Source organism: Zhenhengia yiwuensis, from assembly GCF_014384995.1.
Taxonomy (GTDB): domain Bacteria; phylum Bacillota; class Clostridia; order Lachnospirales; family Cellulosilyticaceae; genus Zhenhengia; species Zhenhengia yiwuensis.
Genome location: NZ_JACRSY010000014.1, coordinates 14,429 through 30,228, shown reverse-complemented (window position 1 = coordinate 30,228; position 15,800 = coordinate 14,429). Strand labels below are relative to the sequence as shown.

At 35.9% G+C, this 15,800-nt stretch carries 16 protein-coding genes; 12 read left to right on the top strand and 4 right to left on the bottom strand.

The features are described 5' to 3' along the window. Window positions 1-60 precede the first annotated feature (60 nt). Window positions 61-414 carry a hypothetical protein gene (locus H8718_RS09910; protein WP_249332754.1) on the bottom strand — a complete coding sequence of 118 codons (354 nt, stop codon included), beginning with the start codon at window positions 412-414 and terminating at the stop codon, window positions 61-63. A gap of 128 nt (window positions 415-542) precedes the next feature. On the opposite strand from H8718_RS09910, the gene H8718_RS09905 reads away from it, so the two are divergent. Further along, the gene (locus H8718_RS09905; protein WP_177671758.1) at window positions 543-1,031 is read left to right on the top strand and encodes a GNAT family N-acetyltransferase; all 489 of its coding nucleotides are present in this window, start codon (window positions 543-545) and stop codon (window positions 1,029-1,031) included. A gap of 25 nt (window positions 1,032-1,056) precedes the next feature. Beyond that, complete coding sequence (locus H8718_RS09900; RefSeq protein WP_249332753.1) at window positions 1,057-3,018, top strand: hypothetical protein; 1,962 nt, start codon at window positions 1,057-1,059, stop codon at window positions 3,016-3,018. Window positions 3,019-3,190: 172 nt separating this feature from the next. Here the strand turns inward: H8718_RS09900 and H8718_RS09895 are convergent, their stop codons facing one another. Then, the gene (locus tag H8718_RS09895) at window positions 3,191-4,051 is read right to left on the bottom strand and encodes an AraC family transcriptional regulator (RefSeq protein WP_249332752.1); all 861 of its coding nucleotides are present in this window, start codon (window positions 4,049-4,051) and stop codon (window positions 3,191-3,193) included. Between the two features lie 121 nt (window positions 4,052-4,172). On the opposite strand from H8718_RS09895, the gene H8718_RS09890 reads away from it, so the two are divergent. The 10 genes from H8718_RS09890 to H8718_RS09845 all read left to right on the top strand — a co-directional run bounded on the left by H8718_RS09890 (window position 4,173) and on the right by H8718_RS09845 (window position 13,640). Next, window positions 4,173-5,576 (top strand): sulfatase family protein, encoded by a 1,404-nt coding sequence (locus H8718_RS09890; protein ID WP_177671763.1) that lies wholly within the window; start codon window positions 4,173-4,175, stop codon window positions 5,574-5,576. Window positions 5,577-6,000: 424 nt separating this feature from the next. Beyond that, the gene (locus H8718_RS20820; RefSeq protein WP_249332751.1) at window positions 6,001-6,756 is read left to right on the top strand and encodes a MerR family transcriptional regulator; all 756 of its coding nucleotides are present in this window, start codon (window positions 6,001-6,003) and stop codon (window positions 6,754-6,756) included. A gap of 31 nt (window positions 6,757-6,787) precedes the next feature. After that, a complete protein-coding gene (locus H8718_RS09880; RefSeq protein ID WP_177671765.1) occupies window positions 6,788-7,027 on the top strand; it encodes a DUF1653 domain-containing protein in 240 nt (79 codons plus the stop codon). A 119-nt stretch (window positions 7,028-7,146) separates the two neighbouring features. Next, complete coding sequence (locus H8718_RS09875; RefSeq protein ID WP_249332750.1) at window positions 7,147-7,560, top strand: RNA polymerase sigma factor; 414 nt, start codon at window positions 7,147-7,149, stop codon at window positions 7,558-7,560. A 77-nt stretch (window positions 7,561-7,637) separates the two neighbouring features. Next, window positions 7,638-8,159 carry an RNA polymerase sigma factor gene (locus H8718_RS09870; RefSeq protein WP_249332749.1) on the top strand — a complete coding sequence of 174 codons (522 nt, stop codon included), beginning with the start codon at window positions 7,638-7,640 and terminating at the stop codon, window positions 8,157-8,159. Beyond that, on the top strand, window positions 8,141-8,470 hold the full coding sequence (locus H8718_RS09865) for a hypothetical protein (protein ID WP_177671768.1): 330 nt from the start codon (window positions 8,141-8,143) through the stop codon (window positions 8,468-8,470). Before H8718_RS09870 ends, H8718_RS09865 begins: the two co-directional genes overlap by 19 nt. 13 nt (window positions 8,471-8,483) lie before the next feature. Then, window positions 8,484-9,314: a zinc ribbon domain-containing protein gene (locus H8718_RS09860; RefSeq protein ID WP_177671769.1), complete on the top strand. Its 831-nt coding sequence runs from the start codon at window positions 8,484-8,486 to the stop codon at window positions 9,312-9,314. A gap of 225 nt (window positions 9,315-9,539) precedes the next feature. Then, on the top strand, window positions 9,540-10,991 hold the full coding sequence (locus H8718_RS09855; protein WP_249332748.1) for a CapA family protein: 1,452 nt from the start codon (window positions 9,540-9,542) through the stop codon (window positions 10,989-10,991). Window positions 10,992-11,125: 134 nt separating this feature from the next. Then, a complete protein-coding gene (locus tag H8718_RS09850) occupies window positions 11,126-12,604 on the top strand; it encodes a C69 family dipeptidase (RefSeq protein WP_249332747.1) in 1,479 nt (492 codons plus the stop codon). A 166-nt stretch (window positions 12,605-12,770) separates the two neighbouring features. Next, window positions 12,771-13,640: a metallophosphoesterase family protein gene (locus H8718_RS09845; protein ID WP_249332746.1), complete on the top strand. Its 870-nt coding sequence runs from the start codon at window positions 12,771-12,773 to the stop codon at window positions 13,638-13,640. A gap of 14 nt (window positions 13,641-13,654) precedes the next feature. Here H8718_RS09845 and H8718_RS09840 read toward each other — a convergent pair whose 3' ends face one another. Both H8718_RS09840 and H8718_RS09835 read right to left on the bottom strand, forming a co-directional pair. Then, the gene (locus H8718_RS09840; RefSeq protein ID WP_249332745.1) at window positions 13,655-15,298 is read right to left on the bottom strand and encodes a zf-HC2 domain-containing protein; all 1,644 of its coding nucleotides are present in this window, start codon (window positions 15,296-15,298) and stop codon (window positions 13,655-13,657) included. Continuing rightward, on the bottom strand, window positions 15,199-15,774 hold the full coding sequence (locus H8718_RS09835) for an RNA polymerase sigma factor (RefSeq protein ID WP_249332800.1): 576 nt from the start codon (window positions 15,772-15,774) through the stop codon (window positions 15,199-15,201). Before H8718_RS09835 ends, H8718_RS09840 begins: the two co-directional genes overlap by 100 nt. Between the last annotated feature and the right edge of the window lie 26 nt (window positions 15,775-15,800).

The window sequence follows — 15,800 nt, the reverse complement described above, 5'->3', positions numbered from 1 at the left end:
GATGTTATTCGATTGAATATGTCCAGTATAGCGAAAAAAATGTTGAAAAACTAGTCCTAATTATTCGAGAATCATTTTATCCTTAATTTTAATGTCCCAAGTTCCAACGCTTCCAGAAGTCATAAGAGAACCAAGTCTAAAATCATCATTTAATTTATCCCCTTTTTCTACATCATCGTAGAATTGTTTATCAACAGGGATAGCAATCTCCACTTTATTCATAGAATCTTTAATATGGTCATTAATATCAAGGCTTAAGTGAGACTGTTTTACTTCAATAACAACAACGTAGCGAGGACCATTGTCAGTATTATAAAGTCTAGAGATTCCACGGTCAGAAAGGGATTTGCCACAGCCAACTAAAGTAAAGAGAGAAAAGAGGCTGATAGAGGCAATAAGAAAAGCTTTTTTCATATGAGTAGCTCCTATCTTAATTAGTTTAGATAACTCTATTATAGCATATTGACTAGGTGCCTATAAAACTCTATAATGAATCAAATATTAAAAATATTTTAGCATACAAATAAAAGGAGTACATGTTCGTGACGTATCATATAACAGAAATGAAAGAGACAGATTGGTTAGGTGTGGCAGATATTTATAAGCAAGGTATTGATACAAAAATCTCTACTTTCCAAACAGAAGTCCCTACTTATAAAGTGTGGGATGAAGGACATATTCAAAGCTGCAGATTTGTAGCCAAGGAAGAAGATAAAGTAGTGGGATTTGTAGCTATAAGCCAATCCTTTGAGCGCTATGTCTATAGAGGAGTAGTAGAACTTAGTATTTATATTCATAAGGACTACAAAGGTAAGGGCATAGCTTCTGCTTTACTTGAAAAACTTATTATGGAATCCGAGAAAGAAGGATTTTGGACACTTGAATCTCTGATTATTAGAGAAAATGAAGCAAGTATAGCCTTACATAAGAAATGCGGCTTTAGAGAAGTAGGTTACAGAGAAAGATTCGGACAGATGGATAACGGCAAATGGCATGATGTAGTGATTATGGAAAGAAGAATTGCAAATTAAAGAATAGATTTAGGGAGAGGGAAAAATGGAGAAGAAGGTACAGGGTACAATTTACTATGTAGATAGTCACAAGGGAAGTGACAACAATCAGGGTACAAGTGTAGATAGGCCGTGGCAGACATTAGAACCTATCAATGCACAATCCTTTAAGCCGGGAGATAAAATTTTATTTGAAGCACATGGCACATGGTGCGGTGGACTGAAGGTGCGAGGTAGTGGACAAGTAGGGGCACCTATTGTAATAGATAACTATACTTATGAAGGGGGTAAATTACAGGTAGGTGTGCCGCAGGTAAGACCACTGATAAAAGGAGCGGGTAAGGTCCTTTATACTCTATGGCTTCATAATGTAAGCTTTTGGGAAGTGAATCATTTAGAAATCACTAACAAGGGAGAAGAGCCTTTAGCGGGGCGAACTGGCGTTATGGTAAGCGGAGATGATGATTTTGATCAAGCAGACGGAAATGCTTTGGAGCACCTTTATCTTAATCATCTCTATGTACATGATGTAAATGGTGATGCAACGACTAAAGATGGACATAACGGAGGTATCTACTATAATATTTTTGCTACAGATCAGGATAGGCCTATTAAGTTTAAAGACGTACGCGTTCAAAATTGCTATGTTAAAGATGTAGCCAGAACAGGAATATCTGTAGGCTCTACAAGGTGCCTAGGACTAAGTAGTAATTTAAGTCATCACACACCAGAAGAATTGAAGCAATATATGCATGAAGAAGTACTCATTAGAAATAACTATGTAGAGCGTTCAGGTGGGGATGCTATTGTTCCTCAATATTGTTATGAACCACTTATTGAGCACAATGTATCTCAAGAAGCAAGTATTGGAACACAGTCAGATCCTAATCTTATGTATAATGCAGCTATATGGCCATGGCAGTGCTATAGAGCTTTATTCCAGTATAATGAAGCTTTTGGCACCTATCTTAATGGAGATGGCCAGGCTTATGACTGTGACTTCTCATGGGGAACCACTTATCAGTACAATTATAGCCATGACAATGAAGGCGGCTTTATGCTTGTATGCCAAGACAATACCATTGATTCAGTGGTGAGGTATAATATTAGCCAAAATGATAGACGTTGTTTATTTATGACTTCCAATAAAGAACCTGCCTATATTTATAACAATACATTTTACATAGGAGAACACTTAGATACAAAGATTTTCTCCAATGACCATGGACCTATGGTATGTTGGAATAATATTTTCTATAAAGAAGGAAAAGCGCAGTTATTAGATTGGCATGAAGAAGATGTAACCTATGATACCAACTTGTATTATGGCTTTAGCAATATACCAGAAGATGCTCATTCAATAGTAGAGGATCCATTATTTATATCAGCAGGGGTAGGCCAGACAGGTAATCTAGCAGAAGGACCTGCACTTGATACCTTACAAGGATATAGTTTACAAACTCATTCATCTGCTCTTTATAAAGGAAAGGTAATCGAGCAGCATATGCTACCAGCTACAAGTAGATTCATAGAGGAAGATTTTTATGGTCAGCTTATAAAAGATAGACCTACATTGGGAGCTATTGAATATGGCCTTTCTACCTATACGCCTGAAACTGCTAAAGCCTACACAGATTACCAGAAACAGTTAAAGCATTATAAGACAATTATTAGAAATGGTGTTTTATCAGAAGAAGCTATTTGGCAGTATTATGAAGCACATAAAGACCAGTTTTATAAGCAAGTGCCTATTTATGTGGTGGAATGTATAGAAGAAGGCACTACTATAGAGATTAACGAAGAAAATAGAAGAAGGTATATGAAAGACTATCCAAAACTTATGGAAGAATTAGCACAAAGAAGTGAGGGGGAAGTCTTTAGCCTTACTTATCTAGATCAGTCAGTATGCGAAATGAAGTGTATAAAGAAAATCGATAGAGGCTATAAGGCCTTAAAAGAAGTGAAAACACATATAGAATTACAACTTGCCAAAGCACATAGCAACTAGGGCGGTAAATAGGTATCTAAAACTTATACCATTAGCTGAGACTAGGATTCCGGTAACTATTGCTAGGATGAGACGTCCGGATCAGATGATGAAGTATTTTTTAAAATATAAGAGGCTGTGAAATAATGAAGAGTCCATTATTTCACAGCCTTTTATATTAGACTTTAGCAGCTTATAGGTTATGAAGATGTTGATTACGGTAGTCAATAGGAGATAGGGTTGTAAACCTTTTAAAGACAGTAGAAAAGTACTGACTAGAGGAAAAACCTAACTGATAGCTAATTTGAGTGATACTAAGACTCTCTTCTTTAAGAAGTCGTTTGGCACATTTTATTTTTTGTCTCAAAATATACTCGCGAGGGGGAAGGCCTGTGTAGAGTCTAAAATTTGTTTTAAAGCGACCTTCAGAAAGGTGAGCCATATGAGCTAGGTGCGTTAGAGGCAGTTCATCGTAAATATGAGTCTTGATATAGGTCAGAACCTCTTCCATAGGATTCTCAGTAGGAGGAAGCTGGCTTTTTTCATCCTCAATCACCGTCATAAGTAACTCAGAAAGGAGGTTGCGAATACGTGTTTTATGAAAAGGTTTAGGATCTTGTCCACATTCTAAAAGTGATTCGAAAAGTTCAGTAAGTCTAGGGCTTACCTTAAAAACTCTTTTGGAAATAGTTAGTAGGCTCTTTAAAAGTTGCTGACTTTCTTCTTTGCTAAATAAAAGGTTTTGGAGCAGCTGTGTGCTAATAATTAAATAATAAAAATGTGATTTATCTTTAGGATGACTCCCAGAGCTATGATATTCATTAGGAAGAGTAATAAACATTTCACCACTATTAATGGTATAACTTATATCTTCTATGGTGTACACCTGCTCACCTTTAGTAAAGTAACTTAGTTCGATAGCCTCAGGGTGTATATGTTCTTCTAAAGGGGGACGGGCTGTAAGATGGCAGACCTTACCTAATTTAAAATTAAAAAAAGGATCTATAGATGTATAATCAATAATAGTTCGTTTACTGGTGGGGAAAGTAGTCATAAGAAAAACTCCTGATAAATGTAGATAATTTATAATATTGTAACACAGTATAAAATAGAAAGAAATATGTGTAAGCCTCTGATATAGTAAACTTAAATTCTAGAATAAAGGAGCAAGGGTAATGAAACGAAAACAGCCTAATATTCTTTTTATTATGACGGATGACCATGCAGCTCATGCTATGAGTTGTTATGGTAGCAAAGTGAATGAAACGCCTCAGATGGATCGCCTAGCTAATATGGGAGCTCGATTTGACAACTGCTTCTGTACTAATTCAATCTGTGCACCAAGCCGTGGTGTTATTTTAACAGGTAAGAATAGCCATCTAAATGGGGTAAAAACATTGGAAGATGGTTTCGATGGCCGCCAGCAAACATTACCTAAACTTTTACAAGCTGGTGGATACCAAACAAGTATTATTGGGAAATGGCATCTAGGCCATGGAGGCAACTATGACCCAACAGGGTTTGACTACTGGAATATATTCCCTGGACAAGGGCAGTATATTAATCCTCAAATGTACGACATGGGTGAATTAAAACAATATACAGGTTATGCTACAGATATCGTAACAGACCTTACAATAGACTGGATTAAAAACCGTAACAAAGATAAGCCTTTCTTTATGATGTGTCACCATAAAGCACCTCACCGTCACTGGGTACCAGATGAAAAGCATAAGGATATGTATGAAGATATAGATATTCCGTTACCAGACACTTTCAATGACTCACATGAAGGACGTAGTGATGCTGTTAAATACAATCTAATGGGCATTGAAGAGCTTACAGAGTTTGATCTTAAGCAACCTTTTCCAGAAGGGCTTACAGATGCTGAGCTTAAATACTGGAAATATCAACGTTATATGAAGGACTATCTAAGATGTGTTGCATCTGTAGATGACAATATTGGTAGACTTCTTGATTTCCTTGAAGAAGAAGGCCTAAAAGAAGATACGATTGTAGTTTATACATCAGATCAAGGCTTCTTCTTAGGGGATCATGGTTGGTTCGATAAGCGCTATATGCTAGAAGAATCACTTAGAATGCCATTCTTAATGAGCTATCCAGGCGTGATTAAAGAGGGTAGTGTTATTACTGACCTTGTAGCTAACCTAGACTTTGCAGAGACATTCCTAGACTATGCAGGTTTAGAAATTCCAGAAGATATGCAAGGACGTAGCTTTAAACCAATTTTAGAAGGCAATAAGCCTAAAGATTGGTTAGATGCACTTTACTATAGATACTGGGTATATGAAGGTGAACATGGGGTATCACCACACTATGGTATTCGTACATTAGATTACAAATTAATTTGTTACCTGAAAGAAGCGAGAGACTTTAGTGGTAACTGTCTTAAAGAAGTAGAGGATAAAGAGTGGCCACAATGGGAACTCTTTGATCTTCGAACAGACTCAGAAGAACTTGATAATGTATATGATGATGTCCGTTATCAAGATGTAGTGAAAGAGTTAAAGAGAAGACTCTTTGAACTTAAAGAGCGCTATCAAGATTACGAAGACTAATCAGTAGCTTAGGAACTATTGGTTAGGAAGAGAAAATTCTAGAGAGAGTATATAAAAATACATATAGTCTGGGGTAGAGACTAGAGAAGGTAAATTAATGTAGCCGGGGTAATGGCTAGAGAAGATAAAGTAACATACGCGGGAAAAATGAACTTAAGAAAAAGTGAAAATAAAAGCAAGACTTAACTGAATGAACGGATATAAAAATACTGCTATGTTAGACGTAGCAGTATTTTTTTGTAAGTTTTATTGTATACAAAAAATAAAAGTGATAATGTGATAGCATAAATTTTACCTTAGTAATGACTTCACAAAGCTTAGGGAAACCTTTACAATACCATTAAAATAATGGATAAAGTCTATTGACTCTTACGTTACGTCATATCCTATTATTTAACTTACAAGAGGAAAGGAGGCGCTTAGTGTGTTAAAAGAAGACTTAAAAACGGTTAATGAAGTTAGTAAGCTTACAGGCATTAGTGTACGTACTTTGCATTATTATGATGAGATTGGGTTACTATTACCGGCAGAGCTTACAGAGTCAGGTTACAGACTGTATGACAAGGGGAATCTCCTTAAACTAGAGCAAATCTTGTTTTTAAAAGAGATGGGATTTGAACTTAAACAGATTAAAGTCATACTTGAAGATCCTCATTATGATATGCAGAAAGCACTTCGTAAACAACGTGAGATTCTAAGACTTAAGAGTGAGCGTCTTCATGCTATTATGGCCCTTATTGATGAAAAGTTAGAAGGTGATGAGTATATGAATTTTAAAGCTTTTGATATGAAGGAAATTGAACGTGCACAAGAGGAATTTAAAGAAGAAGTAGAAGAAAGATGGGGGCAAACTGATGCTTATAAAGAAAGTGCACATCGCACAAGTAGGTATAAGAAGGAGGACTGGCAAAACATCATGGAAAGTATGAATGATATCTTTAAGGCCCTTGCTTGTCACATAGGAGAAGATGTAAGCTGCAAAGAAGTACAAGATCTTATTGAAGCATGGCGTGCACATATTACAAAATATTTTTATGAATGTACACCAGAGATTTTAAGTGGACTTGGCGATATGTATGTAATGGATGAAAGGTTCACAAATAACATTAACCAGTATGGGGAAGGCCTTGCACAATTTATGGATGATGCTATTAAATATTACTGCTTAAATAGGCTATAATAAAGGTAGATTATAGAAGTGAGGTATAGCAATGGAAAGACAAATCGAAGTAAGAAGACCGTATAGACACTTTAAAGGAAATCTTTATTATGTACATGATCTTGTACTTCATACAGAAACCAATGAAATGATGGTATCTTACCAAGCACTTTATCCTCCTTACACTATGTGTGTAAGGCCACTTCAGATGTTTCTTGAGGAAGTGGAAGAAGGTAGAACGGATAATGTAACAGGGCAAAAATATCGATTTGAACTTTATACAGGTAAGTAAAGGAGAAAGCTAGTGTATCTTGGAAGAGATGCACGAGCTTTTTTATTTTATTTAAAAATATGAAAGGTTTCCTAGGTTATAATTGTCTATAAGAGTAGAAGTAAAAAGGAGGGGAAAGGGTGACTGAAAGAGAATTTGAAAAAATAATAGATCGTTACACAGCTTATGTGGTTGCAGTGATTTCAAAAGTTGCCAAAGAGCGGTTAAACCGAGAAGATATAGAAGAATTAGCTTCGGATGTTTTTGCAAAGCTATGGGAGAGAAAAAATGAGCTGAATATACAGGAGGGGAAGGAAAAAGCATACATAGGAGCAAGTGCAAGAAATCATACTTTAAATTTACTCAAAAAAAGAGGATTACTATCAACCATACCATTAGAAGAAGATGTAATAAGCGATAATGCTACTCCTGAGAAAGTGTTACTAGAGGAAGAAGAAGCTACCACAATTCGTCAAGTCATAGAAAGTTTGCCAGAACCGGATGATGAGATCTTTAATAGAAGGCGTTATCTTTCTTTTAAAATAAAGAGATAAATTTTTAAAATAAATTTCCAACTTCTTAAATGTCGTATCGTATATAGTAGTGTAAAGCAAATGAAAGGGGGATAGCCGTGGAGATTGAACAGATGATTTATGAGCATAAAGATCAGCTTTATAGACTATGTCTTTATCTCGAGAAGGACAAAGAAAGAGCTGATGATTTATTTCAAGACACTTGGGTCAAAGTATTAGAAAAACTTCATACTTATGATGCATCTCGGGCATTTTATCCATGGCTTACCCAGATTGCAGTCAATACCTATAGAGATAAGTTAAGGCGCTTTAGACTAGAACTTAAGAGAAGATGCTATGAAGAATCACAGTTAGAACAGCTTGGTGATAAAGAAGAAAGTATAGAAAATACTTTTATTTATAAGGAAGAATTAGGGATGATACTAGAAGGGATTAAGGCACTTCCAGATAAGTATAAGCTGCCTCTTCTACTCGTATTTAATGAGAAGCTTTCCTATAAGGAAGCAGGAGAAATACTAGGAATCCCTGAAAGGTTAGTTAAGTCCCGGATTTATGATGGAAGACAGAAGCTTAAGAAATTATTAGGAAAGGAGGAATTGCAATGGATGATAAACAATTAGATAGATTGCTACAAGAACTTTCGGATGTGACCGTTTCACCAAGTAATAGGCTTATTTATGAGGCGAGGGAGAAAGCAAGTAGGCAAGCTTTAAGATGTGAGAAGAAGAGAGAGTGGGCACCTTTTGTCATTGTAATCCTTCTCAATATCCTTTTAGTTGTAGGGGAAACAATCTTTATGGTATGCCTCTCCACGAGTATGCAGCAAATATCTATCATTGTAGGCATAGGCGTTTTTAGTATGCAGCTTCCTATAGCAGCCTACCTACTAGGTAAGATTTATTATAAAGATAAAGAATTAGAGAGACGTTAAAGGAGGAGTAAAGATGGAATTAGGAATGATAGGGTTTTCAGCTTTCATGTTAGCTATATTAGCAGTACCTATTTTATTAATGCTTGTAATAGGGGTAGTTGTTTATAAAGATGCAAAGGCACATGACCTTAATCCTTGGTTATGGATGGTGGTAGCGGTTTTTACACCTAATTTAATAGGGGTCATTATTTATCTTGTCGTAAGGAGTAATCAGGAAAAGAAGTATACTTGTTCTAACTGCAATGCAGAAGTAAAATTTGATTATAATGTGTGTCCAAACTGTCAGGCTATCTTTGAAAACACTTGTGAGATATGCAAACATGCTGTAGGTAGTCAAATGGCCTATTGTCCGTACTGCGGTGCTAAGGTAGAAGAGAATATTGTGCACCAGACAGCAACTAAGGTGACTAAGAAAACTAATCTGGTAAAACCACTTGCTATTATTGGAGGAATTTGTATTGCAGCGTTTATCGCAATCTTTGGTTTGATGTTTGTTATGGGTGCTACAGGTGGGGAAATGTTTAACTCCTCCGTATCTATTATGTCTGTTGAAACAAGTATGGGTAATCACCTAAAGGCAAGTTTCTACTATCAAACGGGCAGAGACAGTATTAAGGTGAAGAAACAGGTAGGAGACACTTTAGTATTACGGGGAGATATTAAAGTGGAAGAAGGAGTCATTACCTTAACGGTTAAGGACCCGCATGGAGAAGTGGTTTATAATGAGGTTTATACAGGAAGTCAAGAATTGGAGCAAAAGATACCTGTTTATTCAGAAGGTAAATATACAGTAGGACTTAAGATGGATGGGGCCAAAGGTGGCTATGATTTAAGAGCTGAATAAAAGATATAGGAAGTGAGGCGTAATCCGTTAAGGGAGGCCTCGCTTTTTTGTGTTCTAAGAAAGGTTCACTTTTGCAGAGTAGAGGTCTGCTATGTATACAGTTTATACAACATAGGTTAGAAAATGAATAGACGATCTTAAGGATTGAAAGGAACGAAGAGGTACTAGTTTGGAGTTAATAAGAATAGGCTAAAATAGGGATGAACTTAGAGGGGAGATTCAGTGATGAAACAAATGGTAAGAAATTTATTAGGTCTATGTGCAGGTATCTTAATGTTAGTACAGACGTGGGGAATAAGAGCAGCAGAAAATGGGGCACCTATTCAAACTATTAAACTTGTAGCGGTAGGTGACATTATGATGCATAAGGAGGAAATTGAAGGGGGGAAAGTGCCAGGAACAAATACATATAACTTTGACTACATGTTTAAACATATTAAGCCATACATAGAAAATGCAGATTTAGCTATAGGAAATTTAGAGACACCTTTAGCAGGGAAAGAAAGAGGGTATACAGGTTATCCAGCTTTTAATGCCCCCGAACAGCTTGCAATAGCTCTTAAAAATACAGGCTTTGATGTGCTAACTACAGCTAACAATCATAGTTTAGATAGGCATTATCAGGGGGTAGCCCACACTCTTAAAGTTTTAGATGAAGTGGGGCTGGCTCATACAGGTACGGCTAGAACTAAGGAAGAGCAGGATAAGGTACTCATTCAAGAGGTGAAAGGAATCAAAATAGCTTTTATGGCTTACACGTATGGGACTAATGGGATTAGACCAGATAAAGATAAAGAATACTGTGTAAACTATTTAAATAAGGAGAAGATGCTAAGGGATATTGACTTAGCTAAGCAGCAAGGAGTAGATATTATTTGTGTGAGTCTCCACTTTGGAAATGAATATGAAAGACAGCAGAATAAAGCGCAGGAAGAATGGGTGAAATTCCTTTTTGATAATGGGGTAGATATTGTACTAGGTAGCCATCCTCATGTTTTGCAACCTATGGAACTTCAAAATGGAAAGTTTGTAATTTATTCTTTAGGTAATTTCGTTTCTGCTCAAAGAACCCGTTACCGTGACAGTAGTATTTTATTAAATTTAACGCTTACAAAGAACTTTGAGACAGGAGAAACCTTTATTGATTATGCAGAGTATGTACCTATATGGACAGATTTATCACGCATAGATGGTAGGCCTCATTTTAGAGTGTTGCCTGCTGAAGAAGCATTAAGTAATTATAGAAGTGGGCAGGACTCCTATTTAAGTACGCAAGATTATAATAAGCTTATGACAAGCTTAGCAGATACGAAAAGTATGTATAAACATACACCGTTAATATCAAAGGCAATTAAGATAGATGGGTATATAGACCAGTATTTATCTTTGGAAGAAGGCGGAATAACATTAGTAGAGGCAAGGAAGTTGGGGCAGGCACTAGGAATGGAAGTAAAGTGGGATGCACATACTATGCAAATGCTTCTTATAAAAGATGGGCGAGAATTAACTGTTTTGCCGGGAAGTAGATATATATATGAGGGAGATAAGTTCATTTGCCTTGAAGCGGCCACACGTATAATAGAAGGAAAAGTGTTTATACCACTACTTGGATTAAGTGAATATATAGGTAAGAAAGTGGAGTATACTACCACTAAGCCATGGATTAGTATTTATTAAAATAATACTAAGTATACAATTTTATGAATAAAAATTAAAAAATATCTTGCGGTCTAATCTTATCTGTGATACTATGTATAAAGTAACTTATTAATTAATAAAAATTCATATATAGGGATTATGGAGGGATAGAGATGAGTAAGAAAAATAATTTACTTAAAGGGCTTATGGTTATGCTTTTAAGCTTATCAACAAGTGTAAATGTCTTTGCATGTACAGGTGTAGTAGTAGGGAAAGATGCTACAGAAGATGGTAGTATTATCATTGGTAGAACAGAAGATATTGGGGCTGCTTATAATAAAAACTTTGTAGTTGTGCCAGCTGCAACATACAAAAAAGGGGAAATGTTTGAAGACCTTAATGGCTTTAAGATTGAACAACCTACAAAGGCTTATAAATATACAATGTTGCCAGACGTAGCAGAGCATGAAGATGGTATTTATGCAGCAGCAGGAATTAATGAACAAGGTGTAGCTATGACAGCAACTGTTTCAGCTTACTTAAATGAAGCAATTCAAAAAGTTGACCCACTTGTAGAAAGTGGACTTCGTGAAGCGGCTATTCCATCAGTTGTATTACCACGTATTAAAACAGCTAAAGAAGGCGTGCAAGTACTTGGTGAAATCGTAGAAAAACATGGTTCAGCAGAAGGTAATATCATTTTATTTGCAGACCAAAACGAAGCATGGTACATGGAAATTTTAAGTGGTCATCAATGGGCAGCTGTAAAAGTACCAGATGATATGTATGCAGTTATTCCAAATGCATTTATGCTTGGGTACATTGATTTAAATGATCAAGAAAATGTCATGGCTTCAAAAGATATCATCAACATGCCAGCTAAAAATGGTCTTCTTAAAAATCATGAAGGCAAATTCCATTTAGCGCTCACATATGGAGAAACAATGACAGAAGGCAATAGACTACGTGCATGGGGAGGTCAACATTTCTTCTCACCATCACAAAACATTGCGCTTGATACACCAGTATTTGATTTATTTATGAAAGCAGATGACAAAATCTCTGTTGATGAAGTAATGGATCTTCAAAGATACCGTTATGAAGGTACAGCAAATGATGTAAACCTTCCTGAAAATAAAGGTAAACGTGCAATTGGTACAGAGAATCAGGCAGAATGTCATATTATCCAAATGAAAGAAGAATACCCTAAAGAAGTAGGTGGACTTATGTGGATGGCAATGGGGAATGCTGAACACTCAGTTTACTTACCAACATTCGGAGGTATTACAGATACACATGAAGCTTATAAAGTACCTGGTGTAAACTATAATCCATTATCTGCTTACTGGACATTTAGAGGCCTTTCTACACTTGCAGAACTTGACCGTGTGAACTACGGTCAAGGTGTAAGAAGTTATTGGAAACAATATGAGTTAGAGCTTATTAAAGCACAAGAAGAAGTAGATAAAAAAGTAGTAGAACTTGCTAAGAAAGATACAAAAGCGGCAGCTATGTATATGACTGAAACAGGTATTGCTACAGCAGAAGATGCAATAGGTAAAGCAAATGAAATCCATAGTCAACTTTATACTTTCATTGCAAAACATGGTGGTAGAGCAATTAAAAATCCATTTGTACCAGTAGTAGAATAAGAGCAAGTTAAAAGTAATTATTTTGAATAAAAAAGCACGATATAAAGGGTTTAGCCTCTATTTCGTGCTTTTTATATTCTAAAATGCTATAAAAAGTTTGAAAATTTAGTGTAGTAGGTTAAAATAGAAAGTGAATATTTTAATAAACCAATCTAGGGGGAAGAAGATGTCTATTCAACAAATGAAACCTATTATGACATTTAATGTAATATTAGATTTACATGTTACAGGATGGGAAAATAAGTTTAATAAGCATTTTGAAGAAGCATTAAAGGACTTAAATGAAGTAAACCCAGAAGCTAAGGTGCTATGTATTGTAGGGGATATGACAGAATCAGGAAGAGATGAGAACTACGAACGCTTTCAATCTATTTTAGATGCGTGCCCACATCCAGAAACTTATATGGTACTGGGCAATCATGATGTAAGATGGCTTGAGGGAGGCTATGAAGAAGCTTATAACTGTTTTATGAAGCATACACAAATGCCACATGCTTATTATGATAAGTGGATTTGTGGCTACCACTTTATTTTTCTATCTACAGAAGAAGCACTGAAAGATGAGGGGAGAATTACCAAAGAGCAATTAACTTGGCTTAAGGATAAATTAGATGAGGGGGCAGACTCTAAGCCTGTTTTTGTTTTCTTGCATCAATCTTTAGTAGAGACATCAGCAGGTTCTTATGAGGTAGATGGTTATGCTCATTCAGGGCATCCTGATGGTATATTAGAAGATAGGGAATTAAGGAATATCCTAGCAGAATATCCTAGAGTGCTTTTCTTCACGGGACATACTCATGCTGTAGTAGATCATCCTCAAACAGTTATAAAGAAAGAGGGTATTTATTATATTAATACAGCTAGTGTAGCGTATACTCTGCAGTCAGACGGTTATGGAGAAGATAATGGAAGTCAGGGATTATGCATAGATGTTTATGAAGATGAGGTCATAATTAAAGGAAGAGACTTTATGAAAAAAACATGGCCGATGACCTGGGGCATCGACCTAAATGAAGGGATAGTTCTTCTAAGGTAACATTATCTAATCTTTTAATATTTTTCATTAGATAAAACGTCTTCTACAATTTTATCAGTAGTTATGGCGTAAATGTCTTCTCCATAGAGAGCTACATAATAACTGTCATACATTGTACCCCAATAATAGCTAAAATCCAATGACTGAATAGGTAAATACTGAATAAGTTCAGGCTCATTTACAAGGAGGTCGCGGATGGTGATACAGGTAGTAGCAAAAGTATAAGGACATACACGCTCACCAAACCATTCGATAGTAATAGAGCTAGAGTTCGGAGATGTTTCAATAATAACATCTTCAATAGGAAGATTCATTTCGTGAAGTTTAGTAATTAGAGTATTAGAGAGCAGCTCGTTTTTATAGAGGTTATCCTTTACGGAGGCATCCTTTTGGGAAGCGTCAGTAATATCATTAAGCTTACCGTAGTCTATAAAGCTCTCTAATACACTTATATCTTGGATAGGTTGATAGATTTCATCTTCGTCTAAAACAAGAGAGAGGCGATTGACCATAGAGTAAGGGTCACTGTCTAGAGTAAGAGAGTTAATATTATAGTCTTGTATTGTAATAAGATTACGTATAGCTTCACACCATTTGCTAAAGTCTTCATAAGAGTCCTTAGTATCTGTTAGTAAAGTAATAGATAAACTAAGCGGTTCTTTGATAGTAGTTTTATCAAAAGATATATCATTATAAGTATTTTGAGGAACACGCAAACTCACACTGACTTCACTAAAAGGAATAGCATGCTGATTAAGTAAAGCTTTAATTTGTGAAGCAGCCTCACGTCCTAGACGTCTTGAGGTTTCTATATCTTCTAAGTAGCGATCAAAATAGTCATCCCATACTCGTCCATTCTTATAGGAAATAGTAAAAGGCCTAGGATTTTTATAACCGTGTATATAGGCATTAGCGTCATACAGTGCAAACTTTGCATTATATGTAGGCTCATGTACAGAGAAATCTTCGCCTTCATAAGTGTGTGCTAAATAATCTTCCATTTGCTTTTTCGCATATAAAGCTGTGAAAGGATTTCCATTAGACTCATTATAAGCAAGTAGGATAACAAGGCATAAAAGGGCAAGTCCTAAATAAGTGAAGAAAATTCCTGTTTTAGACCACGTAGAACGTGTTTTGAAGTAATGTGTAAGTCGTATAACAAGATAGCCTGCACCAGATCCTACGAGTGTTAAGATACAGTAAATAAAAGCTAGGAGACTAATCATAGTAATCATATCTAGACTAAAACCTTCTTTAAGCCATGAACTGATACTGAGGATAAATGTAGTAAGTAAAGGAACAGGCAATAACTTCTTAGTAAATAAGTAGCCTAAAAGTCCTATAAGAGGCAATAATGCTAGATTCTGAAACATGTTTTGTGAAAGAGTGAATAAAACGCAGATGAGTATGCCACAAAACAGAAAACTAGACTGTGTCCATAGAAGTCTACGTTCAAGCTTTTTAATAAAGGCTTGATCGGTGTCAGTCTTTTCCTTAACAATAGGAGTAGGTAGATCTTCTTGAATAGTTTCTAAATAAGCCTTACATACTTCACATTCTAGAAGATGTTTCTCAAGAAGCCTAGTAGAAGGTTCTGAAAGGGCATGATCAATATAAAGATGTATAAAGTCTTGATAGGATTCACAAGGTAAGTACATTTTAAATCCTCCTTTTCTAATAATTTTTTTAGCTTTTGGCGGCTACGGCAGTAAATGACTCGGCAGTTATTAGGGGTAAGGGAGAGAATCTCACCGATACTTATAAAGTCGAGTTCTACATAACTACGAAGTAATACCACTTGTCTTTCTGTTTCTTCTAAGTCGTGAATAGCGCGAGTAAGATGAATGTAGTCATCTTTAAGGAGCACCTGCTCTTCTACACTTGAAGTATGTGAGGCGAAGGGGAGGGAGAGCTCCTTATTTTTACTTTTTCTATAATAGGTATGTAGGGTATGGTGAGCAATACCAAATATCCATGTTTTAAGAGAAGAGTGTCCTTTAAAAGATGTATAGCTAGAGCATGCCCTAAAAAGTGTTTCTTGTGTGAGCTCTTCAGCAATATGATAATTTGCAACTTGTGATAAAAAATATTTTAAAAGACTAGGATAAAGCTGATTACAGAGCTCTTCTAACATTTGCAAGTGCATACCTCCTTTGTAAA

What these genes read in the sequence shown, in the direction of transcription:
- H8718_RS09880 (WP_177671765.1), top strand. Translation starts at nt 6,788, where the DNA reads ATGGAAAGACAAATCGAAGTAAGAAGACCGTATAGACACTTTAAAGGA.
- H8718_RS09845 (WP_249332746.1), top strand. Translation starts at nt 12,771, where the DNA reads ATGTCTATTCAACAAATGAAACCTATTATGACATTTAATGTAATATTA.
- H8718_RS09860 (WP_177671769.1), top strand. Translation starts at nt 8,484, where the DNA reads ATGGAATTAGGAATGATAGGGTTTTCAGCTTTCATGTTAGCTATATTA.
- H8718_RS09855 (WP_249332748.1), top strand. Translation starts at nt 9,540, where the DNA reads ATGAAACAAATGGTAAGAAATTTATTAGGTCTATGTGCAGGTATCTTA.
- H8718_RS09835 (WP_249332800.1), bottom strand. Translation starts at nt 15,774, where the DNA reads ATGTTAGAAGAGCTCTGTAATCAGCTTTATCCTAGTCTTTTAAAATAT.
- H8718_RS09850 (WP_249332747.1), top strand. Translation starts at nt 11,126, where the DNA reads ATGAGTAAGAAAAATAATTTACTTAAAGGGCTTATGGTTATGCTTTTA.
- H8718_RS09910 (WP_249332754.1), bottom strand. Translation starts at nt 414, where the DNA reads ATGAAAAAAGCTTTTCTTATTGCCTCTATCAGCCTCTTTTCTCTCTTT.
- H8718_RS09900 (WP_249332753.1), top strand. Translation starts at nt 1,057, where the DNA reads ATGGAGAAGAAGGTACAGGGTACAATTTACTATGTAGATAGTCACAAG.
- H8718_RS09840 (WP_249332745.1), bottom strand. Translation starts at nt 15,298, where the DNA reads ATGTACTTACCTTGTGAATCCTATCAAGACTTTATACATCTTTATATT.
- H8718_RS09865 (WP_177671768.1), top strand. Translation starts at nt 8,141, where the DNA reads ATGGATGATAAACAATTAGATAGATTGCTACAAGAACTTTCGGATGTG.
- H8718_RS09895 (WP_249332752.1), bottom strand. Translation starts at nt 4,051, where the DNA reads ATGACTACTTTCCCCACCAGTAAACGAACTATTATTGATTATACATCT.
- H8718_RS09890 (WP_177671763.1), top strand. Translation starts at nt 4,173, where the DNA reads ATGAAACGAAAACAGCCTAATATTCTTTTTATTATGACGGATGACCAT.